Source organism: Streptosporangium sp. CA-135522 (genome assembly GCF_050949235.1).
In the GTDB taxonomy this organism is placed as follows: Bacteria; Actinomycetota; Actinomycetes; order Streptosporangiales; family Streptosporangiaceae; genus Streptosporangium.
This window is the reverse complement of sequence record NZ_CP192026.1, coordinates 8,554,693-8,580,869: the sequence shown is the minus strand read 5'-3', so window position 1 is coordinate 8,580,869 and position 26,177 is coordinate 8,554,693. Positions and strand designations below refer to the sequence as shown.

Here is a 26,177-nt window from a genome sequence, read left to right as displayed (position 1 = left end):
CTGACCTTGCTACGTTCTTGGTTACACGTTTCAGTGAACCGTTTCAGTGAACCGCTTCACCTTATATTGTGTCAATGCCCCGAACCGCCGCTATCTGGCGGAGAACGCCCGGAGAGAGGGCCGGAGGCATAGGCTGGCGGGGTGCCCCAGCCCCGAAAACGAGCGACGATACGCGAGGTGGCGCAGGCCACCGGCCTTTCCCCGGCCTCGGTTTCGTATGCCCTGCGAGGCATGCAGGTCTCCGAGGAGACCATGGAGCGGGTGCGCCGGGCAGCCGCCGAACTCGGCTACGAAGCCGACCCCATCGCCCGCGCGCTGGCCAGCGGCCGGACCGGGATGATCGGCCTGCTCTGCGGCTCCCTTGAGGACCTCTGGCAGCAGGCCCTTGCCGTCGGCATCGGCCGCGCGCTGAAGGACAACGATCGCTATGCGCTGATCCTGGACGCCACCGGCGACCCGGGCCGGGAGCGCACACTGGCCCGGCAGCTACGTGACCAGCGGGTGGACGCCCTCATCGTGCAGCCGGTGGATCCGGCGGCGCCCCTGTGGAGCGAGCTGTGCGACAGCCTGCCGGTGGTGGCGATCGGTGACGCGCTGGCCGGAGCTCGCACCGCGGGAGAGGTCGTCTTCGACAACCGCGCAGGTGTGACCCTGGCGCTGGAGCACATGCGCGAGCGGGGACATCGGCGTGTCGCCGTCCTGACCCCCACCCGGGCCAGCACCCCCGACCGACCCGCCGACGTGCACGTCCTGGCCGAGGCGGGACGGCTGGGGTTGGACATCGAGGTGGTCACCGCGCCCCAGGCGCTGACCGCCGCCACGGACGTCGCCCGGCGGATGCTCGCCGACGGGCACCGGGCGTTCTTCTGCTTCTCCGACTCGATCGCCTATGGCGTGTACGCGGCAGCGGCCGAACGGAACCTGCGCATCCCCGCCGACGTGTCGGTGATGGGCTACGACGACCACCCGATGTCGGGGCTGCTCAGCCCGGGACTGACCACGGTCGACTGGGACATCGACGGCATCGTCCGCGCGGCCGTCCGCATGGTCGTGGCCGCCGCCGACGGCAACACCCGCCGCCGCCGGATCGTCCAAGCCCCCGAACTGCGCGAACGCGGCTCGGTGGGCTGAGCGGGCCCCGGTCTCCCGGACCGCCCGCCGTCAGGTGAGGCCGGGCAGCAGCGCGCTCTCCGCCTGGACCTCCGCCTGAGCTGTGGTCTGGGCCACGGTCTGGACCTCCGTCTGAGCTGTGGTCTGGGCCACGGTCTGGACCTTTGCCTGGGCCACGGTCTGGACCTCCGTTTGAGCTGTGCTCTGGGCTCCGGCGTCCGGCCGGAGCCGGTGCACGAGGCCGGGCAGCAGCTCGCGCGCTCTGTCGAGGTCGGAGTCGAGGGGGCGGTCGGCCATCCGGAGGTCCAGACCGACGTCGCAGGGCAGGCCGCGCCGGCGCAGCGCCCGGACGGCCGTGACCAGCTCGCAGGCCAGGACCACCTCCAGGGGCTCGATGGCCGAGAGTGTGGAGCGCGCGGCCTGCGGGGTGAAGCTCGCGTGGTCCTCGGTGCCCAGGGACAGCACAGCGGTGCCCAGGGTGACCGGGGCGGCCAGCTGGCGCAGGTCGGCCAGCGCGGAGTGGGCGACGTATTCGAGGATCATCACACCGGACAGGCCGGGCCGCTCGGCGAGGAAGGGCAGCAGCCCGGTGTGGACGGGGTCGGTCAGGGTGGTGAGCCGGGCGGCGCTCAGCGACGCGGTCTGCACCAGGGCGGCTCGCAGGGCGTCGAGGGCGAGGGCCACCTGGGCGGAGTGGAAGTTGCCGTTGTGCCAGGCCCGGCCGTCGGCGATCAGCGGATTCTCCGGAGCGGCGTTGAGCTCCTCGGTGATGGCCCGCTCCGCCCGGTCGAGGGCGTCGAGGGCGGCGCCGTGGACCTGGGGGAGTGCACGGTAGCCATAGGGGTCCTGGACTCGCCGCGGGGTGGTGGCGCCGATCAGGGTACGCAGCCCGGCCGCGACCGCCGCCTGGTCAGGCCTGCGCTGTACGGCCTGTGCCAACGGTTCGAGTGAGGCGTCGATCGCCCGGAAGGAGTGGGCCGCGACGGCCGTGGTGGCGGTGAGGACGGTTCTCAGACGATGACAGGCGAGCGCCGCGTCCGCCAGGGTCGCCGCGCCCGAGCTGATGAAGGGCAGAGCGTCGCCGGAGGTCAGCGGGAATCGGGGCGCGAGGCCGTCCGCCGGCCCGGCGGGCGACCTCCAGTCGAGCTCGCCGAGGAGACAGAGGGCGGTGGTGGCCAGCGCGGTGAGGTCGCCGGTGCCGATGGCACCGTAGGTGCGGATCGGAGGAGTGAAACCCCGGTTGACGGCGGCGGCGAGCACGGGGAGAAGGCCGGGGTTGAGGCCGGAGCCGCCGGTGAGGAGCTGGTTGAGGCGAACCACCAGGGTGGCGCGGGCGCGCGGTTCGTCGATCAGGGGGCCGGCGCCGCCGGCGTGGCTGCGGAGCAGATCGAGGCCGGTGGCCTCGACCGCGACGTCCTTGTTGGCGCCCACCCCGGTGGTCTGGCCGTACAGCGGGCCGTTGAGTGAACGGGCGGTCCGCCAGGCGATCTCGGCGCGGTCGGTGGAGCCCAGCACGACTCCGGAGCCGTGTGCTGCCCGATGAACCTCCTCACAGGTCAGGCGGGCGCCGTCAAGGACAACGGTCATCGGGTCAGTCGCCGAAGATCAGGTCGAGCAGCCAGCTCACCACGCCGACGATGATCGCGCCCCAGAACGCGGCCCAGAAGCCCTCCACGTGGAAGGACAGGTGGGCCTGGGCGGCGATCCAGCTCGTCAGCAGCAGCAGGCCGGCGTTCACGACCAGGGCGAACAGGCCGAGGGTGAGCACGTAGAAGGCGCAGCCGAAGAGCTTGATGACCGGCTTGAGAACCGTGTTGACGACGCCGAACAGCAGGGCGACCGCCAGGAGCGTGCCGACCTTCTCGGTGGTGGAGGCCGCGGAGACCGTGATGCCGGCCACGAGCTGGGTGGCCACCCACAGGGCGGCCGCCACAGCCAGGATCTTGATGATGATTCTCACGATTCGGGATCCTCGCATGGGAGATCGGACGGGCGATAGATCCGCTCTGTTAAAAGCGGATATATCAGGACACTAAATGCTGTGTGGCCGCCGTGATCGCCAGGACGACGACGGACGGACGCGAAGAACGCGTGAGGCCCCCTCGATGACTACACGTGATCAGAGGGTAAAGCCTTCGCGGGCGGTCCGTCGTCCTCCCTGCGGACGAGGATCCCTCCCGGGATCACCAGGTCAACCCGCCTTGCTCGGCCCCCCATGGCCGCCGCCGAGGTAGGCGGCTTGGACATCGGGATCGTTGAGCAACTCGGCCGCCGGCGCGCTCTTGACGACCTTGCCGGTCTCCAGCACATACGCCCGATGCGCGAGCTTGAGCGCCTGCTGAGCGTTCTGCTCCACCAGCAACACCGTGGTCCCCCGCCGGTTGATCTCCTCGATGATGGTGAAGATCTGCTGCACCATCAACGGCGCCAGCCCCATCGACGGCTCATCCAGCAACAACACCTTCGGCTTGGCCATCAACGCCCGGCCGATGGCCAGCATCTGCTGCTCACCCCCCGACATCGTGCCGCCCATCTGGGTCCGCCGCTCGGCCAGCCGCGGAAACAGCTCATAGACCTCCGCCAGATCGGCGGTGAAGTCACCCGAGCGGGAGTAGGCACCCATCAGCAGGTTGTCGTGCACCGTCATCCCGGGAAACACCCCGCGACCCTCGGGCGCCTGCCCCAGCCCGGCCATCACCCGCTTGTGCCCGGCCATCTTGCTGATATCGACGCCGTCGAAGACGATGCTGCCCGACGACAGACCCCGCAGCCCCGAGATCGTCTTCAGCGTGGTGGTCTTACCCGCCCCGTTGGCGCCGATCAGCGTGACGATCTCGCCCTCGTTCACCTGCGCCGAGATGCCCTTGAGCGCCTCGATCTTGCCGTAGTGGACACGAATGTCGTTGATCTCAAGAAGCATCGGCCGGAGCCCCCAAATACGCCTCGACGACCCGGGGGTCGTTTCGCACCTCATCCGGCAGCCCATCGGCGATCTTCTGGCCGAAGTCCAGCACCGCGATCCGGTCGCTGATGCCCATGATGAGGCTCATGTCATGCTCGATGATCAAAATGGTGCGGCCGGCGTCGCGGATGTCGCGGATCAGCTGCTGCAGCGCGACCTTCTCGGCCGGGTTCATCCCGGCCGCCGGCTCATCCAGCAGCAGCAGCTTGGGCTGGGTGGCCAGCGCCCGGGCGATCTCCAGCCGGCGCTGGTCGCCGTAGGGCAGGTTCTTGGCCGCGTGCTCGGCCCGGTGCGCGATCCCGACGAAGTCGAGCAGCTCCATCGCCAGCTGCCGGCCCTGCCGTTCGGCCTGGCGGTGCCAGGGCAGGCCCAGCGCCACGCTGACCATGCCCGCGCGGTGGTGGGCATCGGCGCCGACCATGACGTTCTCGATCGCGGTCATGTTGTGAAACAGCCGGATGTTCTGGAAGGTCCGGGCGATACCCCGCTTGGTGATCTTGAAGCGTTTGACGCCGCTGATCTTCTCGCCCTGGAAGCGCACCTGTCCCTCGGTCGGCTGGTAGACGCCGGTGATCACGTTGAACACCGTGGTCTTGCCCGCACCGTTCGGGCCGATCAGCGCGAAGATCTCCCCCTCGTTGATGGTGAAGTCCACATTCTTCAGCGCGGTGACGCCGCCGAAGCGCATCACCACGTTGTCCAGCTGCAGCATCGTCCGCCCAGTCGCCGCACCGGCCACCGGGGTGCTGGCGTTGCCGCCGTTGGTCGTGTCGGTCGTGTTGTTGTCGGCGCTCACTTGGAGGCCACCTCCTCGCCCCGTGACTCGGGCCCGGGCACCTCGGCGCCGAGCGTGCCCATCCCGCCCGAGCCCTCCTGCAACTCCGCCTTACGCTGCCGGGAGGGCAGCAACCCCTGCGGACGGAAGATCATCAGCGCCACCAGCACCGCGCCGAAGATCAGCATGCGGTACTCCTGCAGACCCCGGAAACGCTCCGGCAGCCACGCCACCACGAACGCCCCCAGCATCACCCCCGGCAAATTGCCCGCGCCGCCCATGACCACCGCGGCCAAAATCGTCGCCGACAACAGGAACTGGAAATCGTTCGGGTTGATTGAGATGACCTTCGAGGCCCACAACACGCCCATCGTCCCGCCGATCGAGGCGCCGATGGCGAAGGCCAGCATCTTGAACCTAAACGTGGGCACGCCCATCACCTCGGCCGCGTCCTCATCCTCCCGGATCGCCGCCCAGGCCCGGCCGACCCGGCTCTTCTCCCACCGCTTGACCAAAATGATCACGATCACGGCGAGCGCGACCAGCAGGTAGTAATACGGCCGCGGATCCAGCACCCCGTACTTGAAGACCTTGACCCCGAACAGCTCGAAACCCTCGCCCCAACTGGGCGGGTGCGGAATGCCGCGGATACCGTTCGGGCCGCCGATCGCGTCGGTGTTGCGGGCGGTGATCCGGATGATCTCACCGAAGCCCAGCGTGACGATCGCCAGATAGTCGCCGCGCAACCGCAGCGTCGGACCACCCAACGTGATCCCCGACAACGCGCAGATCGCGATGCCCACCACCAAGATGAGCCAGAAGTTCCAGCCCAGCCGGGTCCCGAGCAGTGCCATCGAATAGCCGCCGACCGCGTAAAACGCGACATAGCCCAGGTCGAGCAGGCCGGCCTGACCGACCACCACGTTCAACCCGATGGCCAACACCACATAGGTGCCGATCGGGAAGAACAGGATGCTCGCCCAGTCGGTGTAGGGCGACATGAACGAGCCGATGCTCTCGGAGGGCAGCAGCAGCGCGCCGATGATCAGCGCCACGTACAGCATCCACCGCTGCCAGCCCGGCGTGCTCAGCCACCGCTCATGCAGCACATCGCCGTAGTGGCCGGCCTTGTGCCGGAAGGCTTCCAGGGAGTTTTTGTGGTTCATGCGCGCGCCTGCTGAAGTGATTCACCGAGGATGCCGGTGGGCCGGAACATCAAGACCAAGACCAAGATGGTGAAGGAGATCACGTGTTTCCAGTCGGAGCCGAAGAAGATCGCTCCGTAGTTCTCCACCAGGCCGAGCACGACTCCGCCGACCAACGCGCCCCGCAGGTTACCGATCCCGCCCAGTACCGCCGCGGTGAACGCCTTGATCCCGAACAGGAACCCGATGTAGTAGTTGGTGTTTTCATAGGAGATCAGATACAGCGCGCCGGCCACGCCGGCCATGCCGCCGCCGATCAAGAACGTCATCCGCACGATTCGGTTGATGTCCACCCCCATCAGCACCGCCGCCTCGGGGTCTTGTGCGGTGGCGCGGATGCCGCGGCCGATCTTCGTGCGGTTGACCAGCGCGTCCAGCGCGATCATCATGCCGATCGCGGCCACGATCACCAGGACCTGATCGACCCGCACCGAGTGACCGAACAGTGAAAACAGTTCGGTCTTTTCCATCAGCCGGGGCAGGCCCATCTGGATGCGGCCCTGCTGCGGGCGGTTGAACACCTGCGGGATGACCAGCAGGGCGAACAGTTCCTGCAGGAAGATCGACGCGCCGATCGCCGAGATCAGCGCGGCCAGCCGGGAGGCGCCGCGCCTGCGTAGCGGCCGGTAGGCGATCTGTTCCAGCGCGATCGCGGTGCCGGCCGAGGCCAGCATGCCGGCCAGGATCATCGCGATGATCACACCGACCAGGGCCAGGCCGGTGAGCGCGGAATTGATACCGAGCACGAACGGGACGAACATCGCCCCGAACGTGCCGATCATGAACACTTCGGAATGCGCGAAATTGATCAGCCGCAGCACGCCGTACACCATGGTGTAGCCGAGCGCGATCAGGGCGTAGATCGAGCCGAAGGCCAGGCCATCGATCGTGGCCGGCCAGAACTGGTTGATGAAGTCATTGAGCACTAGGGGCTACCACTTCTAGCGGGGTCGCCCGTACCGCGGGCGGCATCGACTGTCCGATCCCGCCCGCGGACACAGCGGAGACCATTACTTGATCCTGGCCTCGGTCGCCTTGCCGAGCAGCGTGATGGCGCCGTTCTTGACCTGGTACATGTAGATGTCCTTGGCCTCGACCTCGCCGTTGGCCGCGAACTTGACCTGCTTGGAGACACCGGCCAGGTCAACGGTCTTGATGAAATCGTTGATCTTGGCGGCGGTGGTGTTGCCGGCCTTGATCGCCTCGACGAAGACCGTCGCGGCGTCGTAGCCCTCGGCCGCGTAGATCGCCGGGTCGGCGTTGAAGGCCGCCTTGTAGGCGTCGGCGAAGCCCTTGATCTTGGCGTCGGTGACGTCCGGGGTGGCGATGTAGCACGGGCAGCCGACCAGGGCGCCCTCGGCGTTCGGGGCGCCGGCGCCGTCGATGAGGCCCTTGTCCAGCGAGCCGTCACCGGAGAAGAACTTGGTGTCCTTGACGCCCTTGTCGCGCAGCTGCTTGAGCAGGTTGCCGCCCGCGGCGTAGTAGCCGCCGAAGAACAGCGCGTCGGGTTTGACCCCCGCGACCTTGTTGACGACCGAGGAGAAGTCGCTCTCCGACGGGTCGAGCGAGTCGCTGGTCACCTTGACGCCCTTGGTGCCGAGCTGCGCCCGGACCGCGTCGGCCAGCGGCTTGCCGTACTCCGACTTGTCGTCGATCACGAAGACGTTCTTCCCGGCGGCGGCGCCGGCGATGAAGTCGGCGATGCTGGGGCCCTGGACGGCGTCGTTCGGCAGGACGCGGTGCCAGAACTTCCAGCCGTTCTCGGCGAGCTTGGCGTTGGTCGCCGAGGCGGTGATGCTGGGGATCTCCGCCTCCTCCAGCACCGGGCCGACCTGGGCGGACTCGCCGGAGAAGGCCGGGCCGATCAGGCCGACGATCTTGTCGGTCTTGATGGCCTGCTGGGCCAGCGCGACGGCCTTGGAGGCGTCGCCCTGGCTGTCGTATGTCACCAGCTCGATCTTCACGGCCGGGTTGGTCTTGTTGTAGTTGTCGATGGCGAGTTTGGCGCCGTTCCTGGGCGGGATCACGATGCCGGCGTTGGGGCCGGTCAGGTCGCCCATGAAACCGATCTTGACGGTGCTGGGAGCCGCCTGGCCGGCGGGAGCGTCAGAGCCGCCGCCGCACGCGGCGAGACCGAGGGTGAGAGCCGTGCCGATGGCGAGCGCGCCGCCGAGGCGAGCAGTCTTGGGCCACAAGGTTGCCTTCTTTCACCCGGTCCCTGTCAGGACCGGAATCACGCGGTCATCCCCGTCCGGGGATGACCCACAGAGCCGTGACGGTCGGTACGGCCGGGGGACGCCGCGAGATTCGTTCAACGCGAGGTGGCGCTGCGAAGTTGGTCGAGTGCTTTGGCGAGATGCTGGAGTTCTTCTTCGGTGTTGTAATAGTGCACCGATGCGCGGACGACATCGGGCAGACCTCGGGCAGGGAGGTCATACTGAGAGTATTCCCGCAGCGAAACCGAGACGTTGACGCCTGACAGGGAAAGCTCGCTCTGCACTTCCGCCGAGGGCGTCCCCGCCACGGTGAAGGTGACGATGCCGCACTGCCGGGTGCCTTGGTCGTGCACCTTCACCCCGGGTATCTGCCGTAGTTCTTCCCGCAGTTTCCGGCCCAACGCGCAGACCCGCTCCTCGATGGCGTCCATACCCCAGGAGAGGGCGTAGTCCACGGCGGCCCCGAGGCCGAGCGTCGCCGCCACGTTACGCTCCCAGGTCTCGAACATGCGGGCGGAGTCGTGCACGCGGTACCGGTGGGGATCGGTCCAGGTCGCCGAGTGGAGATCGAGCATCGCCGGCTCGACCTTCTCGCGGAGTCGCGGACCGACGTAGAGGAACCCGGTGCCCCGGGGACCGCGCAGATACTTGCGGCCGGGGGCGGTGAGCGCGTCGCAGCGCAACCGCTGCACGTCGAGCTGGAGCTGGCCGGCGGACTGGCAGGCGTCGAGCAGGAAGGTCACGCCTGCGCGCCGGGCGATCTCGCCGACCTTCTCGGCCGGATTGACCAGTCCTCCCTGGGTGGGGACGTGGGTGAGGGAGATCAGCTTCACCCGGTCGTCCAGGCGGCGTTGCAGGTCCGCCACATCCAACTGGCCGCTTTCGTCGTCTTCGACGACTTCGACCTGTGCTCCTGTCCGCGCGGCGACCTGCAGGAACGCGATGGCATTGCTCGCGTACTCGGCCCGGCAGGTAAGAATTCGATCACCCGGGCGGAAAGGGATGGAGTAGAAAATGGACTGCCAGGCCCGGGTCGCGCTCTCGGCCAGGGCGATGTCCCCGGCTTCGGCGTTGAGCAGACGGGCGATCGAACCGCGTACGCCTGCCAGCCGGGGTTCCGCTTCGGCCGCGGCCTCGTAACCGCCGCGCAGCGCTTCGGCGCGCAGGTGGGTGATGACGGTGTCGGTCACGCGGGCCGGGGGCAGTGCGGTCCCCGCATTGTTCAGGTGGTTGACCTGGGTGCAGCCGGGTGTCTCTGATCGCGCTCTGGCCACATCCAGATTCTGAATACTGCTCATACAAACTGAATACAATAAGCTCCAACAATACTCAAGAGGGATGGATTGAATGCCGAAGGACAAGGGGCCGCTGCGCCGTGACATCGCGGAGCAGGTCACGGCGAGGATCTTGGACGGCCGCCTGCCGGCGGCGACCCGGGTGAACGAGGTCCACCTCGCCGCCGAGCTCGGGGTCAGCCGCACGCCCCTGCGGGAGGCCCTGGTGGAACTCGCCGATCGGGGACTGCTGGCCGCCGATCCCGGCCGGGGCTTCTCCGTGCCGCCCATCGACGTCGAGGAGGCCCGCAAGCTCTATCCGCTGGTGGGCGAGTTGGAGTCTCTCGCCCTGCGATGGACCTCTCCGCAGGACCTGCTCAGCATCCTCGGCCAGCTCGAGCGCCAGATCGACGAGATGGAGAGCGTCATGGAGAGCGGCGGCGACCTGGCCGGCCTTGACGACCGATGGCACGCGCTGCTCCTGTCACGTTGCGCCAACACCCATCTGATGCGATTGATCAGCCAGACCAAGCCCTTGGTCAAGCGCTACGACGTGCTCTACTTCGGCGGGATCGACCGGGCTCGCCGCAGCGTCGAGGAGCACCGCGAGATCGTCGCCGCCATCCGGGCGAACGACCTGTTCGGGGCGGCGGGATGGCTTACCCGCAACTGGGTCAACGGCGCCGCCTACCTGGGTCAGAAGCCGGCCACGTGAGAACGGGCGGGTGCGGCCCCCGCCCCGTTGACCGGCGCGAGCCGGGGCATGAATACCTCAGCGGCGAGCCTCTTGGGCCGCCGGCCGATGTGAGCGAGCCGTTCTAGTGCCACGTTCGCGTCGAAGCGCCTATATGCCCGGCCCGGCCCGTCCTGACGGGCAGGTCTGACATAGCACCGCCAGGGGGATTCATCATGTCCGACGACACGTCCAACGCCTCCGGATCCGCCGGCCGTACGGCGTCGCGGGAGATCCGGCTCGCCTCGCGGCCGTCCGGATGGCCGACCGAGGAGAACTTCACAATGGGGCGGGTGGAGCTGCCCGTTCCCGGTGAGGGGCAGGTTCTCGTCCGTAACCTCTATATGAGCGTCGATCCGTACATGCGGGGGCGCATGAACGACGTCGAGTCCTACGTTCCGCCCTTCGAACTCGGCAGGCCTCTAGACGGCGCCGCGGTGGGAGAGGTCGTCGAGTCGCGCACCCGGCATCTCGCGCCCGGCGACCTCGTCCTGCACGGGTACGGCTGGCGGGAGTACGCGCTCGTCGGCGCGGATCAGGCGCGCAGGATCGAGGAGATCCCCGGCGTCCCGATCTCGGCCTACCTCGGTGTGCTCGGCATGCCCGGCCTCACCGCCTACGTGGGCCTGCTCGACGTCGCCGCGTTCCAGGAGGGCGACGCGGTGTTCGTCTCCGGAGCGGCCGGGGCGGTGGGCAGCCTGGCCGGGCAGATCGCCCGGCTGAAGGGCGCCTCACGGGTCGTGGGCAGTGCGGGTTCCCAGGAGAAGATCGCCTACCTGACCGGCAAACTCGGCTTCGACGCCGCCTTCAACTACAAGGCCGCACCGGTCCGCAGGCAGCTCGCCCAGGTGGCGCCCGACGGGATCGACGTCTACTTCGACAACGTCGGCGGCGACCACCTGGAGGCGGCCCTCGACGTGTTCAGGACCTACGGCCGGGCCGCCATATGCGGTGCGATCTCCGTCTACAACGCCGCCGGACCGGTCCCCGGGCCGAGCAACCTCCCCCTGGTCATCGGCAAGCGGCTCACCCTTCGCGGATTCATCGTGACCGACCACCTCGACCGCATGGCCGGCATGATCGACGAGGTGGGCGCCTGGCTCCGCGACGGCGAGATCACTTTCGAGGAAACCGTCGTCGACGGGCTGGAGAACGCCCCCACGGCGTTCATCGACATGCTCCGTGGCGCCAACACCGGAAAGATGATCGTCCGGTTGGCCCGCTGAGCGTGCATGATCGCCACAATCTGGGGGCAGAAGGGGCGAGAGGAGGTGGGTTAGTTGAAAACGGATGAGCTTGAGGCGCTGTCGGCCCAGGAGCTACATGATCGCGCGATCCGCTATGCCGTCCACCACGGGGACTTCGCCTTCCTGTGGGAGCTGCTCAAGGTGATCCCGGCGGCGGAGGCGTCCACCGGGAACGAGGACGAGACGGCGAACGACCTCAGCCGGGTCTCCGCTCTGCTCAGCGACGCCATGGCGTCCGGTGAGGGCCGCCTTGGTGAGGCGTTGCGTCCGTTCTACATTGATTATCTCTCCAAGCATCCCGAAGCCTAGGCGCCCCCGCCCGTGACGGCCGCTTCGATAGGGTGACCGGCAGGCAGGGCTGAGGGAGGAGTGCCGTGGCACAGGTGAGAGTTGAGCGGACCGACGACGGGTTCGTCGCCCGCAACGACCGAGGAGCCGAGGTCGCCATGGGCGGCGGTGACGAGCAGGGGGTGTTCACCCCGGTCGAGCTGCTGCTCGTGGCCCTTGGCGGATGCAACATCGTCACAGTGGAGCCGCTCACCGCCCAGCGTGATCACCGGCTGGTCCGCCTGGCGATGACCGTTCAGGCGGAGAAGATCGAGTCGACGCTGCTCGGACCCATCACGATCACCTACGACGTGGAGTTGCCGGAGGGCGACGAGAAGGCCGACGAGGTCTTCCGGGCGGTGGCCCACCGCGTCGAGGAGAAATACTGCACGGTCAGCCGCGCGCTGCGGGAGAAGACCGAGATCCGGCTCGAACTGCCCGAGTGACCCGTCGTGCCCGGCCGCCCGGAGCGGCCGGGCACGTCCGGCCGTGGATGCCACGTGACCCTGTTGGCAATACCGGGTCAACCCTGGCTGTAGGCCCAAAATCAACCCTCGTATGACGTGCTCGTTACATTTGGTTCTGTACTGTTGAAGCAGGTCAAGGGGTTCTGCGAAGCCCGGGGGGAGCATTGCAGAGACTTTTCACCGGATACAGGACGCGAGGGGGATCGCGTCCCTGAGCGGCGCCGCCGCGGTCTTGGGGGAGGCTGCGGAGAGGCCCGCGAGGAGGCCGGGGCCGGACAGTTGGGGGACTGTCCGGCCCCGAGTCTGTTGACGGGATCGGGGCCGGACGGTCGGGGGACCGCCCGGCCCCGATCGCGTTCACGGGAACCGTCCACCGGTCCGGAAGACGTCCGCGGGAGGTCGTTCGGCATGGACTCGCGGTCACCAGGGGCGCCGGAGGAGTGCCCGGTTTTCTGATGTGCGCCGGCGCCGGGGCTGCTGCTAGAGTTACCTCCGTTGCAAGCGCCGCTAGCTCAGTTGGTTAGAGCAGCTGACTCTTAATCAGCGGGTCCGGGGTTCGAGTCCCTGGCGGCGCACAACCGGAAAAGCCCGGCTCGACCATGGTCGAGCCGGGCTTTTCTCATGTGACGGCCCTACCCGCAAAGTGATTCGCGCCGTGGCGGCGGCAGCCCTCCCGCGTAGGATCGTTTGTGCCCCTCCCTCGCGGGGGAGGAGGCATTCATGCAGGTCAGGGGCGATATCAGCGGCACGGTAATCCGGCCGGCCCCCATCGGGGCCGCCGCCGGGGGAGCCGGTCGCGCCCTCGCCCGGCGCCGCGCCGTACTCACCGCGACGTCCCTGCCGTGACCGTGACATGGACAGGGACAGTGCCGCGGCCATGATCCTGGCCGGCCCGGCGAGCGCGGCGGACCTGGCCGCGGCGCGCATGCAGATGGCCCTCTCACTGGGCTGGCACATCGTGCTGGCCTGTCTGGGGGTCGGGATGCCGGCCCTGCTGCTGTTCGCCGAGTGGCGGGCCGTCCGCACCGGGGACGGCGACGCCATGCGGCTGGCCCGGCGATGGGCCACGGCGATGGGCGTGCTGTTCGCGGTCGGGGCGGTCTCCGGGACGATCCTCAGTTTCGAGATGGGTCTGCTGTGGCCGGGGCTCATGGGAACCTACGGTGAGGTGATCGGCCTGCCGTTCGCGTTGGAGGGCATCGCCTTCTTCGTCGAGGCCATCTTCATCGGCGTCTACCTCTACGCCTGGGACCGGCTCTCGCCCAGGGCGCACCTGCTGAGCGGGGTGCCCGTGCTGATCGCGGGGGTGGCCTCGGCGTTCTTCGTGGTGACCGCCAACGCGTGGATGAACCAGCCGGTCGGGTTCGTGGTGGAAGACGGCCGGGTGCGGGACGTGGCCCCCTGGCGGGCGATGTTCAACCCGGCCACGCCGCCGCAGACACTCCACATGATCGTGGCGGCGTTCATGGTCGCCGGGTTCGCCACCGCGGCGGTGTACGCGGTGGCGATGTTGCGCGGACGGCGGGACCGCTACCACCGCCTGGGCTTCATCATCCCCTTCACGATGGCCTCCGCGTTCGCCCCGATCCAGATCCTGCTGGGCGACTACGCGGCCAAATTCCTCGCGGAGTACCAGCCGACCAAGCTCGCCGCGATGGAGGGCCTCTTCCACACCGGCCCGGGAGCACCGCTCAGCCTGGGCGGCTTCATGGTCGACGGCGAGTTGCGCTACGCGATCGAGATCCCCAGCGGCCTGTCCCTGCTGGTCGGCTACAGCCCGCACACCGTGGTCCAGGGGCTCGACCAGGTGCCGGAGGCCGACCGCCCGCCGATCACCCCCGTGCACCTGGCCTTCGACACGATGGTGGGAATGGGCTTCTTCCTGCTCCTGCTGGGGCTCTGGTACGCCACGGCCTGGTGGCGACGGCGTGATCTGCCTCGCTCCCGATGGTTCCTGCGGCTGGCGGCCGTCTCCGGGGTGGCCGCCGTCGTCGCCCTGGAGGCCGGCTGGGTCGTGACGGAGGTCGGCCGGCAGCCGTGGGTGGTGTACGGCAAGCTGCGCACGTTCGACGCGGTCAACCCGGTGCCCGGCCTGTGGGCCGGATTCGTGCTCGTCTCCCTGGTCTACGTCGTCCTCACCGTCGCCACCGTCTACGTCCTGCGGCGCGTCGCGGGCGCTCACCGGGTGGCGCACGCTCCCCAGGAACCGGAGTGAGCCGATGGACCCGGCGCAGACCCTGCTGGTCGTGATGTGGGTGGGCGTGACGCTGTACGCGTTGCTGGCCGGAGCCGACTTCGGCGGCGGCATCTGGGACCTGGCGGCGGGGCGCAGTGACGCCGGCATGCCGCAGCGACGCCTCATCGAGCACTCCATCGGGCCGGTGTGGGAGGCCAACCACGTGTGGCTGATCTTCGTGATCGTCGTGTTGTGGACCGGCTTTCCGCCGGTTTTCGCCGCGGTGATGTCCACCCTCTACCTCCCGCTGACGCTGGCGGCGCTCGGCATCATCGCCCGGGGCGCCGCCTTCGTCTTCCGCAAGGCCAGCACGGAGTTGTGGCAGCAGCGTCTGTTCGGTGCGGCCTTCGCGACCTCTTCCGTGCTGACGCCGTTCTTCCTGGGTACGGTCGCAGGGGGGATCGCCTCCGGACGCGTCCCTCCGGGGCTGGCGGCCGGTGACCTCGTGACGAGCTGGCTCAACCCGACCTCGCTGCTCGGCGGGGTCCTCGCGGTCGCCGCCTGCGCCTACCTCGCCGCGGTCTACCTGTGCGACGACGCGGTGCGGGCGGGCCTGCCCGTCCTGGCCGAAGGGTTCCGGCGCAGGGCGCTGGTCATGGGTCTCGGCCTGGGCGCCGTCGCGCTCGGGGGCATCGCCGTGATCGGCTGGGACGCCTCGCGGCTGTTCGACGGTCTCACTCACCGGGCGCTGCCGCTGGTCGTGGCCGGGGCCGTGCTGGGCCTGCTCTCCCTGGCGCTGCTGTGGCGACGGCGCTACCTGCCCGTCCGGATCACCGCCGCGCTGGCCGTCACGGCGGTGCTGTGGGGATGGCCGCTCGCGCAGTATCCGATCATGCTCCTTCCCGCTCTCACCGTCGAGGAGGCCGCGGCCGACCCGGCGGTGCTCGGCGCCACGCTCGTCGTGCTCGCGGTGGGCGCGTTGCTGGTGCTGCCGGCCATGGCCTGGTTGCTGCTGTTGCAGCGTCGCTCGCCGTACGACCCGAGCGCGCACGGTTGAGGATCCGCCTTTCCGGCCCGCGTCTTCAGCACCGGAACAATAGTTTTTTGATCATTAAGAGAGCGCTCCCTAGCAAGGGGTGATTCCGTCGGAGTTTCCTGTCAATGGCGCACCCGCCGCTGGACCGCGCCATTGAACGGGCTGGCCGGCCGGAGCCGAGGAGACGCGTCCCCGTCGCTCGAATAGTTCGAGCAGGTCAAGGGGTCCAGCCCACACAAGCCCAAAACCCACATCGAGATGATCTTGACCAGCGTTGTGCCTGATCAGGGCTGGATCCTGGGCTCACCTTCACCCGAATCGTGACGTTGCCCGTTCCTCGGTAAATGTGTCGTTTACTGCGGAACGGCGGCATGCAACCTGCTCGAACACCGCTCGCACGCATGATCAGATACCCGCATTTACTGCGACTGCGGGTTTCGGGCTTGTGTGGGCTGGACCCCTCCACCATCTGCTGGCCGGGCGTGCGGCTCTTCGGCCGGTCCCGACCGCCGCCCGCCAGGCGACGCCCGCGATGGCCTGGTCAGGACACGCTGGTCATCACCAAGCCCGACCGGGTCGCCCGCAGCGTCAAGGAGCTGCTGGTTTTCCTGGAGGACGAGCTCGCGCCGCGCGGCATCAACCTGCACATCCTGACCGGCATCTGCGCCGGCACCCACCGCCCGGCTGGGCAGAGCATCGCCGACAAGATGCTGTTCCTGGTCGCGGCCATGGCCGCGGAGATGGAGCGCGACCTGATCTCCGAGCCCACCCTGGAGGGTCTGGACGCCGCCCGGGCCGGCCGGGTCGGCGGCCGGCCGGCCACGGTCACCGACGACGTGCTGGCCGTGGCGCGGGCCCGGCGCGGGCGTGGCCAGTCAGTCACCCAGATCGCGCGCGAGTTCGGCGTGGGGCGGTCGACGCTGTACCGGGCGGCCCTGGAGGACGGCGACCTGCCCACGACGCCCTGATGTCAGGCCCGGGGATCGTCCCCGGCCTGCGGAGCGAAGAGGAGGGAGCACAGATTCTCAATGGATTGAGGCAAAGGATCTTGGCCTCCGACCCCTCGTCGGCCGCCCTCGATGTGCAGTCTGCGGTCGTCCTCGCACCCTCGGCGAGTTGCACACATTGACCTAACAATATGCAATAATTGCTCTACTTACAGTAATCGGTGCAGGTAGTGCTGGCATGGACACCGATTGAGCCTCGCATCACCCGCCTGACCAGCAGGAAGGTTAGGACAGATGCGCCCACCCTCCACCAGTACCGCAGAGGTGCGCCGGGCCAGTGCCAGTGCCAGTGCCAGCGCCTTCGGCGACCCGCAGTAGATCCAGGTCGACCTCGGAGCCGTCGCCGCCGTCACCCAGGTGACGCTGAACTGGGAGGCTGCCTACGCCAGGGCGTTCCAGATCCAGGTCTCCGGCAACGGCGCGAACTGGACCACGATCCACTCCGCCACCGCGGCGACGGGCGGCACCCAGACGCTGACCGTCAGCGGTTCCGGCCGCTACGTGCGGATGTACGGCACGCAGCGGGCCACCGCGTACGGCTACTCCCTGTGGGAGTTCCAGGTTTACGGCACCGGCGGCGCGCCGATCACCCCGCCCCCGCTCCCGCCCGCTCCCGCCGACCCGCCGAGGCTCGTCTGGAGCGACGAGTTCAACGGAGCCGCCGGAAGCAGGCCCGACGCGGCCAAGTGGCGGCCCGAGACCGGTCCGGGCGTCAACAACGAGCTGCAGTACTACACCGACAACGCCAATGCCGCCATGGACGGCGGCGGCAACCTCGTCATGGAGGCCCGCAGGCAGGTCACGCCGGGCTCCGCCTGTCCGCCGGACCCGTTGAGCGGCGGCAGCACCACCTGCCAGTACACCTCCTCCCGGCTCAACACCTACGGCAGGTTCAGCTTCACCTACGGCCGGGTCGAGGCCCGGATCAAGGTGTCGGGCACCAGGGGCCTCTGGCCGGCGTTCTGGCTGCTCGGTGCCGACTTCTTCGACCAGGCAAGGCCCTGGCCGTACGTGGGTGAGATCGACATCATGGAGCACATCGGCAAGGAGCCGAGCACGGTGTACTCCACCATCCACGCCCCGGCCTACTTCGGCGCCGGCGGGTTCGGCTCGCCGTACACGATCTCCGGTGACTTCGCCGCGGTCTTCCACGTGTTCGCCGTCGACTGGAACAGCAAGGGCATGCGGTTCACGGTCGACGGCAACGTCGTTCACCAGGTCGACCGGGCCCAGCTGGAGGCCACCCGCGGCCCGTGGGTCTTCGACCACCCGTTCTTCGTCATCCTGAACAACGCGGTGGGCGGTGACTGGCCGGGACCACCGGACGCCACCTCGGTCTTCCCGCAGAGGATGCTCGTCGACTACGTGCGCGTCTACCGGTGACGCCTGGCCGGTGACATCTGAGCGGTGACACCTGACCGGTGGCCCGGCCCGTGCCCCGGGCCACCGGCGTCGGCGCTCGACGGCTCCTTCGCGCCCATTGACCTCAATATTGGTTGAGGTTGCATGGTGGATCCCAGTAGAGGCGAGCGAAGGAGTTCTGTGATGAGGGTGGCGGCTTTTTCCGAGTTCGGCGGACCTGAAGTGCTGCGGGTGACGGAGTTCGAGACGCCCGAGGCGGGCGCGGGGCAGGTCCGGGTGCGGGTGAAGGCGGCCGGTGTGCAGCCGTTCGACGTGGCCGTGCGCCAGGGGTGGACTCCGGGCGGGGTGACCGGGGGTCTGCCCCGGATTCCCGGCAACGAGTTCGCCGGGATCGTCGACCAGGTGGGCGAGGGGGTGGGCGGGATCTCCGTCGGCGCCGAGGTGCTGGGGTTCGCCCTGCTGAACTCCTATGCGGAGTACGTCGTGGTCCCGGCCGAGAACGTCACGGCCAAGCCCGCGAACATGCCCTGGGAGGTGGCGGGCGGTTTCACCGCCGGCACCCAGACGGCCCACATCGCCCTGGAGCAGCTCGGGGTGGGGCAGGGCGACACGATCCTGGTGCACGCCGCCGCCGGTTCGGTCGGCACCGCGGCGGTGCAGCTCGCCCGGCTGCGGGGGGCGACGGTCATCGGCACCGCGCGCGAGGAGAACCACGAATACCTGCGCGCGCTCGGCGCGATCCCCGTCACCTACGGCGACGGCCTGCTGGAGCGGGTGCGTGCCCTCGCTCCCGGCGGGGTGGACATGGTCCTGGACGGCGCCGGCGGCGCGGCGCTCGACGTCTCGTTGCAGCTGGTCAAGGGCGAACGCATCATCACGCTGGTCGAGCACGACAAGGCCGAGGCGCTGGGCGTCCAGGTGACCAGGGGAGTACGGCTGGCCTCTCGCCTCGCCGAGCTCGCCGACCTCTACGCCGACGGCAAGCTCACCTTCCCCATCCGCCGGAGCTACCCGCTGGAGCACGCCGCCGACGCCCACCGCGAGGTCGAGGCCGGTCACGGCCGCGGCAAGGTCGTTCTCACTGTGGGGTGAAATGCCGACACGCATACAACAAGTGACTTTTCCCCTGTAAAGTCCGTTTTGAGGGACCGTATGGCGGGGGGAGCCATCGTGGGAAAACTCATGTATGCGGCGGTGCTGTTCATGGCCGCCGCTTCTGGAATCGTCGCCACGGGGACGTCGGCACAGGCGTCCGATCATGACACGCCGGTCAGCCGGGACCAGTACCAGGCCATGCTCGACCAGTGTCAATACGCCGATACGCCGCGGTTGCGCGGCGAATGCCGGGCGGAGGTCAGGAACAACTACCGGATCGGAGAGGAGGACTCCACCCTGGACTGCCGGACGTACTCCGGGGTCACGGTCTGTGGAGACCTGACGTTGAGCAAGCGGGAATCGGCGTGCGTCCAGGACTCGATGGCGGCGGGGCTGACGCGGCGCCGGGCCGAAGTCGAGTGCTACGCCTTCTCCTGAGCCCTCGCCGCGGAAGGCCGGCTCCGCTACGGGCGGGGCATGAGGCGGGGATTCCTCTTCGGATGCCGGTCAACGTATGGCGCCGGTGGCCAAATTTTTAGTAAGGTTTCTTGTTAATAACGTGCTATCCGTCGGCCGTTGGACATGTCCCACCTCCATCCCCCCATAGGAGGAGTCCACGTGCACCTGCGACACAAGGTGGCCACCGGCGCCGCCGTGCTCACCGTCGGGTCACTGCTCGCCCTGTTACCGTCCGCACCCGCGGTCGCTCACGGATCCATGTCGAACCCGCCCAGCCGTGCCTACGTCTGCAAGACGGAGGGTCCGGAGACTCCCAAATCGGAAGCGTGCAAGGCGGCCGTCGCGGCCGGTGGCACCCAGGCGTTCTACGACTGGCACGAAGTGTCCCGGCTGGAGGCGGGCGGCAATCACCGCGCCATCATTCCGGACGGCAAGCTGTGCAGCGCCGGGCGTGACAAATATCGCGGTCTCGACCTCGCCAGGGCCGACTGGCCCGCCACGCGGGTCTCATCGGGACCGTTGACGATCACCTACCATGCGACCGCGCCCCACGCGAACAGCAACTTCGAGTTCTACATCACCAAGCAGAGCTGGAATCCGACCCAGCCGTTGCGCTGGTCGGACCTGGAGCACATCCAGACATTCAACAACCAGAACCCCGGCACGTTTACCAACTGGACGATCAACCTCCCGCAGCGCAGCGGCCGCCAGCTCGTCTACTCGATCTGGCAGCGTGTGGTGGGCAGCACCGAGGCCTTCTACACCTGCTCCGACGTGGACTTCGGCGGGGGCGGCACCCCCACCCCGACACCCACTCCCACGCCGACCACCCCGACACCCACTCCGACGCCGACCGTGCCCACCCCCACGCCGACACCCACTCCGACGCCGACCTCGTCCCAGCCTGGTGGCACCTGGAGCGCGGGCACCGCCTACCCGACGGGTGCGCGGGTGACCTACGGTGGCCTGACCTACCAGTGCCTGCAGCCGCACACCGCGCTGCCGGGCTGGGAGCCGCCGAACGTCCCCTCGCTGTGGCAGCGCGTCTGAGCCGGCGTGACCGGGGCGGCCGGGGCCGCCCCGGTTCGGATGTCACCTTCAGGAGGAGTCCGATGACGAAGCGTGCGGCCCTGATCGTTCTGGGGGTCCTGCTGCTCACCGGCTGCGGCGCCCACAGCATCCAGGAGCTCCACGACGACGGTCACGCGGCGCACGGCGACGGGCACGCGGCGCACGGCGCCGCCCGCACTCCGGGCACGGCGACCGGTACGGGCAGGGACTTCAATCCCACCGACGTGATGTTCCTGCAGATGATGATGGCCCACAACGGCCAGGGCGTGGAGCTGGCCCGGCTCGCGCCGAACCGGCCCGCCCGTACGGAGGTCAAGACGCTGGCCGCGGCGATCGCCACGACCCAGGAAGTGGAGTCCGCCTCGATGTCCGACCGGCTGATCGGCTGGGGTCAGCCGCCCACCGCGAAGCCCGACGAGCACGCCGCCCACGGTGGCATGCCGGGGGCGAGCAAGGCGGAGATCGCCGCGATAGCCGACGCGGCCCCGGCCGACTTCGAGAAGAAGTTCCTCAACATGATGATCGCTCAGCAGGACGACGCCGTGCAGATGGCCAGGATGGAGCTGGCCGACGGCCTGAGCCGTGAGGTCAAGGCGCTGGCCGCGCGAATCGAGGCCTCACGTTCGGCGCAGATCAAGCAGTTTCTGGCGCTCCTGGGCCAGTGACCGAGCGGTTTCTGATGCTCCTGGGCCAGTGACCCGAGCCGCTCGACCGTGATCGATTTGTTCGCACGCTCCCTGGTATGCAATATTTCCTACTGAATATAAGGGAAATTGGGGAGAGTCATGCGCAAGTTGCTCGGGGTCCTGACCGGTTTGATCCTGGCCGGGAGCCTCGCCGCATGCGGTGGGTCTTCGACCGGCACGGCCGAATCCGCCGCCGCACCGAAGGCCGATGCACCGCTCAAGGTCGGGGTGAACCCCGTGCCCCACGGTGAGGTGCTCAAATACGTCAAGGACAACCTCGCCGCCAAGGCCGGGCTGAACCTGGAGATCGTCGAGTTCACCGACTACGTCCAGCCCAACACGCAGCTCGACGAGGGCAACCTGGACGCGAACTACTTCCAGCACATCCCGTATCTGGAGGAGTTCTCCAAGGGGAAGAACATCAAGCTGAGCTGGGTCGCGCCGGTCCACATCGAGCCGCTCGGCCTCTATTCGAAGAAGATCAAGAACGTCTCCGAGCTCGCCCAGGGCGCCTCGGTGGCCCTGCCGAACGACACGAGCAACCTGGGGCGCTCGCTCAAGCTCCTCGCCGACAACGGTGTGATCACCCTCAAGGAGGGCGTCGGCGTCAAGGCCACCGAGCGTGACGTGGCCGACAACCCCAAGGGCCTGCAGTTCAAGCCCCTGGAGGCCGCTCAGCTGCCGCGCTCCCTGGAGGACGTGGACGCCGCGATCATCAACGGCAACTACGCCCTGGAGGCGAGCCTGCAGCCCGCCACCGACTCCCTGGTCCTGGAGAAGGGCGAGGACAACCCCTACGCCAACGGCCTGGTGACCGTTCCCGCGAAGGTGGACGATCCCCGCATCAAGAAGCTCGCCGAGCTCCTCCAGGGGCCGGAAGTCAAGAAGTTCATCGAGGACAAGTACAAGGGAGCGGTCCTGCCCGCCACCAAGTGACCTCGGGGCGCCTTCGCGCCGCCGGATCGGGCTCGCCGCCGCCCGTTCGCCCGCCGGACCTCCCGGCCGGCGACCGGGCGGCGGACGTCTTTTCCGAGCTCATCGGGCCTGCGGATTTTCCGAGCTCATCGGCCCTGCGGCGCCGACGGGACGGCCGTACTCTCCGGCGCGACGTTTGAGACTCGTGTGGGGGATAGGGGATGAGGCGTTGGCTCGAAGGAGGGAATTCCATGACCATCGCAGGCGGCATCATCCTCATCATGCTCGGCGCCATTTTCACCTGGGCGGTCGAGTTCGACATCGCCGGGTTCGACATCAACATCCTCGGCGTCATCCTGATGCTCGGCGGTCTCGTGTGGCTGCTGTTCGCGCTCTACCGGATCAACCTCGCCCGCCGCGCCGTGGCGCCCACCACGACCACCGTCGTCGAGGACCCGGTGACCCACCGCCGTGTCTACGAGGAGCGCGACTACACCGACCCGCCGGTCGTGTGATCCGGTCACTCCCGGCATGAGAGCCGAACATCGAAGGCCTTGCCTACCCGTTGTGTCCTGGGCGATCCGTTAGCGCCCCATTGTGCCGGGTAGGTGTGGTCTTTCATCACGTGTGAACGGAGGACAGGACGTTGAGCAGGATCGTATCCCGGAGCACGAGCGCGGTCAGCGGAATGATCGGCGGTGCCATCGCCGGAGCCATCTTCAAGCAGATCTGGAAGTTCGCCTCGGGCAAGGACGACGCGCCTCAGGCGACGTCCGACGAGTACGGCTGGCGGGAGGTCCTCATCGCGTCCGCCGTCCAGGGGGCGATCTTCGGCGTGGTCAAGGCCGCGATCGACAGGTCTGCGGCGCGGAGCATCCACCGGGCCACCGGCAAGTGAGCTCACGCGAAGAACCCCCGCCCTTTCCGCCCTCCTTCTAGCGGTCGTCGCAACACCCCAGCTCGGGGAGTGCGATGGACTTCGAGATCCGTGCAGACCGTTCAGCCCAGGGACCCCGAAAGCTGCTCAAAGAGCGAGAGCACTACCTTGCTCTGGTGCAGCAAGGGATCACCAACCGGCAGGCGTGCCAAATCGTCGGCGTGAACGAACGGACCGGACGTGAGTGGTTACGCGGTCGACCTGAGGGGCGGAAGAAGGGGACGCGACTGCCAGCGCGAGATGCGCTGGCAGTCGCGGTCTATCCAGGCAGAACCAGGCACATCGAAGCCCGCGGCTCGTCTCGATACCTGGGTGAGGATGAGCGGATCCACATCGCCGACTCGTTGCGTGCGGACGTATCGATTCGAGCGATCGCGCGCGAGCTGGGCCGTGCGCCCTCCACGATCAGCCGAGAGATCCGCCGTAACCGGCACCCCACCAACGGGCAGTATCGGCCCCACGCGGCACACGCCCGAGCGCGGGCTTGCCGCCCACGTCCCAAGCTCGGCAAAATCGGCCAGAATCCCGAGCTACGTGATTTCATTCAAGACCACCTGCATGAACGCTGGAGTCCTGAGTAGATCTCCCAGAGCCTGCGCAGGAGCTTCCCTGGCCGGCCGGAGACGCACGTGGCTCACGAGACGATCTACCAGGCCCTCTACGTCCAAGGGCGTGGTGAGCTACGGCGTGAGCTGGCCCGGGCCCTACGCACGGGCCGCACCATGCGCAAGCCTCGCCGCCTGGCCCAGCAGCGCCAGCCCCGCTTCGTCACACCCATGGTCATGATCAGCGAGCGGCCGGCCGACGTCGAGGACCGCGCCGTGCCCGGCCACTGGGAGGGCGACTGCATCATCGGTAAGAACCAGGCATCGGCCATCGGCACCCTGGTCGAGCGGACCACACGCTACGTGATGCTCGTCCACCTGCCGATCGACCGCAGCGCCGAGCGCATGCGCGACGCCCTGGTGGAGACCATGGCCACGCTGCCCGCCCATCTCAAGCGATCCTTGACCTGGGACCAGGGCAGCGAGATGGGCCGCCACCGAGAGTTCACCATCGCCGCTGACATGCCCGTCTACTTCTGCGACCCGGCCAGCCCCTGGCAGCGTGGCTCCAACGAAAATACCAACGGCCTGTTGCGCCAGTACTTTCCCAAGGGCACCGACCTGTCGGTCCATACCCGCGAGGACCTCGACGCCGTCGCTGCTGAACTCAACTCCAGACCGCGAAAGACGCTCGACTGGGACACCCCGGCTGAACGCCTCGCGGCGCTTCTGGCGGCCTGCGCCTGACCTGGCAGGAGGCGGTCCTGCGGCATCGCCCTAAGGGTTCAGGCTCGACGCCCCGCCGGTTGCGGGACGACATCGCAATTTTGCCCGAACATTGTCGGGCCCGGGATCCGGGTCAGAAGTCGTAGTGGTGGTAGTCGGCGGACTTGGCCTCCTTCTCTGTGCAGAAGAACGTGTCGTCGAACGGCGTCACCGCGTAGTCCTCGTCCCCGGAGACGTTGTAGCTCATGGCGGCCGCGAAGCCGGTGGCGACGACGGGCAGGCTGCCGCACCTGACCACGTGGTACGGATACTGGGTCATCGTGTCGACCAACGGCGTGACCAACGCGATCGCGTACACGGCCACGGCCGCCACCAGCGCGCGCAGCCAGTCCGGCCGGAAGCGCAGCGGAGCGAGCAGGATCAGGCCTGCGAGATAGGCCAGTACGAACAGCACCAGGTACGTCACCGAGAACAGCACCCACGACCGCCCCCACAGCGCGACGATCACCGCGACCAAGCCCAGCGCGGGCAGGCCGATGACGAACGCGGCCAGCCACGCGCCCGCTCGTTGAAATGACCTCATGCGTGGTGTGACGATCAGGTTCGTGGGTTGGTTCTCAGGCCGGACCAGGATTCCCGGACCAGACATGGTGCATGTCCTTCCCGGGACGGACTGGCCGCCCTCGGAAGGACGCCCAGCGGTGACCACCTCGCTATGCTGACTGTCGCCAGCAAACGATCACCTGTGTTGCGACGACCCCTCGAAAGCGCCCCGAAGGGACCGGGGGTTCTTCGCGTTCGATGACGCTCGCCGGGCTCCCGCCCGGCGTTCGTCAGGCTCTCGACCTGCGGGTGATCGCGGCCGCGACGGCTCCGCCCACCAGCGTGAGGGCGGCCAGACGGCGGTGCCGGGAGAGCCACGCCTGCAGGCTGTGAGAGTGAGAGCGGTCACCGAAAGTGCCGTGGGCGCCGTAGTCCTTGTCGTCGTCGGCGGGTTTCCACAGGTTGGCCATGCCGGTGGGGGCCTGGGCCCCGGTCTGCTGGCTCTCCTGACCGGTCCGGCCGAGATAGCGGTCGAGCAGCCCGGGGACGAGCCGCTGCGCGAGCAGCGTGGCGACCGTCGAACCGCCCACCCAGTATTCGCGCCGCTCGGGATGTTCGGCCGCGTGGACCAGCGCCTCGGCGGCCACCTCGGGCTCGTAGATCGGCGGTACCGGCTGCGGATGGCGGCCCAGCTTGGACAGCACCCAGGAGAACTGCGGGGTGTTCAGCGCGGGGAGCTGCACCATGGTGATCCTTATCCCGCTGCGCTCTCCCAGCAACTCCGTCCTGACCGACTCGGTGAACCCCTTGACCGCGTGCTTGGCCCCGCAGTAGGCCGCCTGCAACGGGATGCCCCGATAGGCCAGCGCCGATCCGGCCTGCACGATCGTTCCCCGGTCGCGCGGGCGCATCAGATCCAGCGCCGCCCGCGTGCCCCAGACATAGCCGAGGTAGGTGACCTGGGTGGCCCGCTCGTACTCCTCAGGTGTGATCTCGGTGAAGGGGGCGAAGACCGAGGAGAAGGCCACGTTGATCCAGACGTCGATCGGCCCGACCTCCCTCTCGATCCGTTCGGCGGCGTCCCTGACCTGTCGGTAGTCGGCGACGTCGGCCTCGTAGACCAGCCCGGAGCCGCCCGCCGCACCGGCCTCCACCGCGGCGGATCCCAGACCGGTCTCGCCCCGGGCGATCAGCGCCACCGTGGCGCCACGCTCGGCCAGCAGCCGGACCACCGCCCGGCCGACGCCGCCACTGGCCCCGGTCACCACTACGACCTTGTTCTTCATGGTCCGTTCCTCCTCCG

At 68.4% G+C, this 26,177-nt stretch carries 26 protein-coding genes, 1 tRNA gene and 1 pseudogene; 18 read left to right on the top strand and 10 right to left on the bottom strand.

The annotated features are described in order from the left end of the window. Positions 1-177: 177 nt before the first annotated feature. On the top strand, positions 178-1,131 hold the full coding sequence (locus ACQPYK_RS40445; RefSeq protein WP_433243773.1) for a LacI family DNA-binding transcriptional regulator: 954 nt from the start codon (positions 178-180) through the stop codon (positions 1,129-1,131). Positions 1,132-1,161: 30 nt separating this feature from the next. Here ACQPYK_RS40445 and ACQPYK_RS40440 read toward each other — a convergent pair whose 3' ends face one another. From ACQPYK_RS40440 to ACQPYK_RS40405, 8 genes are all read right to left on the bottom strand, one after another. Then, the gene (locus tag ACQPYK_RS40440) at positions 1,162-2,697 is read right to left on the bottom strand and encodes an aromatic amino acid lyase (RefSeq protein WP_433243770.1); all 1,536 of its coding nucleotides are present in this window, start codon (positions 2,695-2,697) and stop codon (positions 1,162-1,164) included. A 4-nt stretch (positions 2,698-2,701) separates the two neighbouring features. After that, positions 2,702-3,070, bottom strand: a complete 369-nt coding sequence (locus ACQPYK_RS40435; protein WP_433243767.1) for a phage holin family protein — start codon at positions 3,068-3,070, stop codon at positions 2,702-2,704. A gap of 231 nt (positions 3,071-3,301) precedes the next feature. After that, complete coding sequence (locus tag ACQPYK_RS40430) at positions 3,302-4,030, bottom strand: ABC transporter ATP-binding protein (RefSeq protein ID WP_433243764.1); 729 nt, start codon at positions 4,028-4,030, stop codon at positions 3,302-3,304. Further along, positions 4,020-4,784: an ABC transporter ATP-binding protein gene (locus ACQPYK_RS40425; protein WP_433258809.1), complete on the bottom strand. Its 765-nt coding sequence runs from the start codon at positions 4,782-4,784 to the stop codon at positions 4,020-4,022. Before ACQPYK_RS40425 ends, ACQPYK_RS40430 begins: the two co-directional genes overlap by 11 nt. Before the next feature lie 80 nt (positions 4,785-4,864). After that, the gene (locus ACQPYK_RS40420) at positions 4,865-6,013 is read right to left on the bottom strand and encodes a branched-chain amino acid ABC transporter permease (protein ID WP_433243761.1); all 1,149 of its coding nucleotides are present in this window, start codon (positions 6,011-6,013) and stop codon (positions 4,865-4,867) included. Continuing rightward, positions 6,010-6,978: a branched-chain amino acid ABC transporter permease gene (locus tag ACQPYK_RS40415; RefSeq protein ID WP_433243758.1), complete on the bottom strand. Its 969-nt coding sequence runs from the start codon at positions 6,976-6,978 to the stop codon at positions 6,010-6,012. The genes ACQPYK_RS40420 and ACQPYK_RS40415 overlap by 4 nt, the downstream gene beginning before the upstream one ends. 84 nt (positions 6,979-7,062) lie before the next feature. Then, positions 7,063-8,247, bottom strand: a complete 1,185-nt coding sequence (locus ACQPYK_RS40410) for a branched-chain amino acid ABC transporter substrate-binding protein (protein WP_433243755.1) — start codon at positions 8,245-8,247, stop codon at positions 7,063-7,065. A gap of 116 nt (positions 8,248-8,363) precedes the next feature. Then, a complete protein-coding gene (locus ACQPYK_RS40405) occupies positions 8,364-9,566 on the bottom strand; it encodes an aminotransferase class V-fold PLP-dependent enzyme (RefSeq protein WP_433243752.1) in 1,203 nt (400 codons plus the stop codon). Between the two features lie 49 nt (positions 9,567-9,615). On the opposite strand from ACQPYK_RS40405, the gene ACQPYK_RS40400 reads away from it, so the two are divergent. The 17 genes and pseudogenes from ACQPYK_RS40400 (at position 9,616) to ACQPYK_RS40320 (ending at position 24,352) form a co-directional block, all read left to right on the top strand. Beyond that, positions 9,616-10,257 carry a GntR family transcriptional regulator gene (locus ACQPYK_RS40400; protein WP_433243749.1) on the top strand — a complete coding sequence of 214 codons (642 nt, stop codon included), beginning with the start codon at positions 9,616-9,618 and terminating at the stop codon, positions 10,255-10,257. Positions 10,258-10,451: 194 nt separating this feature from the next. Beyond that, a complete protein-coding gene (locus ACQPYK_RS40395; RefSeq protein ID WP_433243746.1) occupies positions 10,452-11,501 on the top strand; it encodes an NADP-dependent oxidoreductase in 1,050 nt (349 codons plus the stop codon). 54 nt (positions 11,502-11,555) lie between these two features. After that, on the top strand, positions 11,556-11,831 hold the full coding sequence (locus ACQPYK_RS40390) for a hypothetical protein (RefSeq protein WP_433243743.1): 276 nt from the start codon (positions 11,556-11,558) through the stop codon (positions 11,829-11,831). A gap of 74 nt (positions 11,832-11,905) precedes the next feature. Beyond that, the gene (locus tag ACQPYK_RS40385) at positions 11,906-12,295 is read left to right on the top strand and encodes an OsmC family protein (protein WP_433243740.1); all 390 of its coding nucleotides are present in this window, start codon (positions 11,906-11,908) and stop codon (positions 12,293-12,295) included. Between the two features lie 522 nt (positions 12,296-12,817). After that, positions 12,818-12,891 (top strand) — tRNA-Lys (locus tag ACQPYK_RS40380). 278 nt (positions 12,892-13,169) lie between these two features. Further along, positions 13,170-14,531 (top strand): cytochrome ubiquinol oxidase subunit I, encoded by a 1,362-nt coding sequence (locus tag ACQPYK_RS40375; protein ID WP_433243737.1) that lies wholly within the window; start codon positions 13,170-13,172, stop codon positions 14,529-14,531. Positions 14,532-14,535: 4 nt separating this feature from the next. Beyond that, the gene (locus ACQPYK_RS40370) at positions 14,536-15,549 is read left to right on the top strand and encodes a cytochrome d ubiquinol oxidase subunit II (protein WP_433243734.1); all 1,014 of its coding nucleotides are present in this window, start codon (positions 14,536-14,538) and stop codon (positions 15,547-15,549) included. A 380-nt stretch (positions 15,550-15,929) separates the two neighbouring features. Continuing rightward, positions 15,930-16,496: a recombinase family protein gene (locus ACQPYK_RS40365; protein WP_433243731.1), complete on the top strand. Its 567-nt coding sequence runs from the start codon at positions 15,930-15,932 to the stop codon at positions 16,494-16,496. Positions 16,497-16,853: 357 nt separating this feature from the next. Continuing rightward, positions 16,854-17,918, top strand: a complete 1,065-nt coding sequence (locus ACQPYK_RS40360) for a family 16 glycosylhydrolase (RefSeq protein WP_433259057.1) — start codon at positions 16,854-16,856, stop codon at positions 17,916-17,918. 162 nt (positions 17,919-18,080) lie between these two features. Then, the gene (locus ACQPYK_RS40355) at positions 18,081-18,989 is read left to right on the top strand and encodes an NADP-dependent oxidoreductase (RefSeq protein WP_433243728.1); all 909 of its coding nucleotides are present in this window, start codon (positions 18,081-18,083) and stop codon (positions 18,987-18,989) included. Between the two features lie 78 nt (positions 18,990-19,067). After that, positions 19,068-19,430, top strand: a complete 363-nt coding sequence (locus ACQPYK_RS40350) for a hypothetical protein (RefSeq protein WP_433243725.1) — start codon at positions 19,068-19,070, stop codon at positions 19,428-19,430. A gap of 180 nt (positions 19,431-19,610) precedes the next feature. Next, a complete protein-coding gene (locus ACQPYK_RS40345) occupies positions 19,611-20,501 on the top strand; it encodes a lytic polysaccharide monooxygenase auxiliary activity family 9 protein (protein ID WP_433243722.1) in 891 nt (296 codons plus the stop codon). Between the two features lie 62 nt (positions 20,502-20,563). After that, on the top strand, positions 20,564-21,187 hold the full coding sequence (locus ACQPYK_RS40340) for a DUF305 domain-containing protein (protein WP_433243719.1): 624 nt from the start codon (positions 20,564-20,566) through the stop codon (positions 21,185-21,187). A 120-nt stretch (positions 21,188-21,307) separates the two neighbouring features. Next, on the top strand, positions 21,308-22,144 hold the full coding sequence (locus ACQPYK_RS40335; RefSeq protein ID WP_433243716.1) for a MetQ/NlpA family ABC transporter substrate-binding protein: 837 nt from the start codon (positions 21,308-21,310) through the stop codon (positions 22,142-22,144). 230 nt (positions 22,145-22,374) lie between these two features. Further along, positions 22,375-22,638, top strand: a complete 264-nt coding sequence (locus ACQPYK_RS40330) for a DUF6458 family protein (RefSeq protein WP_433243713.1) — start codon at positions 22,375-22,377, stop codon at positions 22,636-22,638. A 131-nt stretch (positions 22,639-22,769) separates the two neighbouring features. After that, a complete protein-coding gene (locus ACQPYK_RS40325; RefSeq protein ID WP_433243710.1) occupies positions 22,770-23,021 on the top strand; it encodes a DUF4235 domain-containing protein in 252 nt (83 codons plus the stop codon). Between the two features lie 167 nt (positions 23,022-23,188). Beyond that, a pseudogene (locus tag ACQPYK_RS40320) lies at positions 23,189-24,352 on the top strand (IS30 family transposase). Between the two features lie 112 nt (positions 24,353-24,464). Here the strand turns inward: ACQPYK_RS40320 and ACQPYK_RS40315 are convergent. Together ACQPYK_RS40315 and ACQPYK_RS40310 are read right to left on the bottom strand one after the other, a co-directional pair. Next, entirely contained in the window at positions 24,465-24,980 is a 516-nt protein-coding gene (locus tag ACQPYK_RS40315; RefSeq protein ID WP_433243707.1) for a hypothetical protein, read from the bottom strand. Positions 24,981-25,164: 184 nt separating this feature from the next. Next, on the bottom strand, positions 25,165-26,160 hold the full coding sequence (locus ACQPYK_RS40310; protein ID WP_433243704.1) for an SDR family oxidoreductase: 996 nt from the start codon (positions 26,158-26,160) through the stop codon (positions 25,165-25,167). Between the last annotated feature and the right edge of the window lie 17 nt (positions 26,161-26,177).

Coding starts and splice junctions, on each gene's coding strand:
- ACQPYK_RS40405 (WP_433243752.1), bottom strand. CDS start 9,566: ATGAGCAGTATTCAGAATCTGGATGTGGCCAGAGCGCGATCAGAGACA.
- ACQPYK_RS40425 (WP_433258809.1), bottom strand. CDS start 4,784: ATGCTGCAGCTGGACAACGTGGTGATGCGCTTCGGCGGCGTCACCGCG.
- ACQPYK_RS40370 (WP_433243734.1), top strand. CDS start 14,536: ATGGACCCGGCGCAGACCCTGCTGGTCGTGATGTGGGTGGGCGTGACG.
- ACQPYK_RS40395 (WP_433243746.1), top strand. CDS start 10,452: ATGTCCGACGACACGTCCAACGCCTCCGGATCCGCCGGCCGTACGGCG.
- ACQPYK_RS40315 (WP_433243707.1), bottom strand. CDS start 24,980: ATGTCTGGTCCGGGAATCCTGGTCCGGCCTGAGAACCAACCCACGAAC.
- ACQPYK_RS40400 (WP_433243749.1), top strand. CDS start 9,616: ATGCCGAAGGACAAGGGGCCGCTGCGCCGTGACATCGCGGAGCAGGTC.
- ACQPYK_RS40340 (WP_433243719.1), top strand. CDS start 20,564: ATGACGAAGCGTGCGGCCCTGATCGTTCTGGGGGTCCTGCTGCTCACC.
- ACQPYK_RS40440 (WP_433243770.1), bottom strand. CDS start 2,697: ATGACCGTTGTCCTTGACGGCGCCCGCCTGACCTGTGAGGAGGTTCAT.
- ACQPYK_RS40335 (WP_433243716.1), top strand. CDS start 21,308: ATGCGCAAGTTGCTCGGGGTCCTGACCGGTTTGATCCTGGCCGGGAGC.
- ACQPYK_RS40355 (WP_433243728.1), top strand. CDS start 18,081: ATGAGGGTGGCGGCTTTTTCCGAGTTCGGCGGACCTGAAGTGCTGCGG.
- ACQPYK_RS40420 (WP_433243761.1), bottom strand. CDS start 6,013: ATGAACCACAAAAACTCCCTGGAAGCCTTCCGGCACAAGGCCGGCCAC.
- ACQPYK_RS40430 (WP_433243764.1), bottom strand. CDS start 4,030: ATGCTTCTTGAGATCAACGACATTCGTGTCCACTACGGCAAGATCGAG.
- ACQPYK_RS40310 (WP_433243704.1), bottom strand. CDS start 26,160: ATGAAGAACAAGGTCGTAGTGGTGACCGGGGCCAGTGGCGGCGTCGGC.
- ACQPYK_RS40375 (WP_433243737.1), top strand. CDS start 13,170: ATGGACAGGGACAGTGCCGCGGCCATGATCCTGGCCGGCCCGGCGAGC.
- ACQPYK_RS40330 (WP_433243713.1), top strand. CDS start 22,375: ATGACCATCGCAGGCGGCATCATCCTCATCATGCTCGGCGCCATTTTC.
- ACQPYK_RS40365 (WP_433243731.1), top strand. CDS start 15,930: ATGATCAGATACCCGCATTTACTGCGACTGCGGGTTTCGGGCTTGTGT.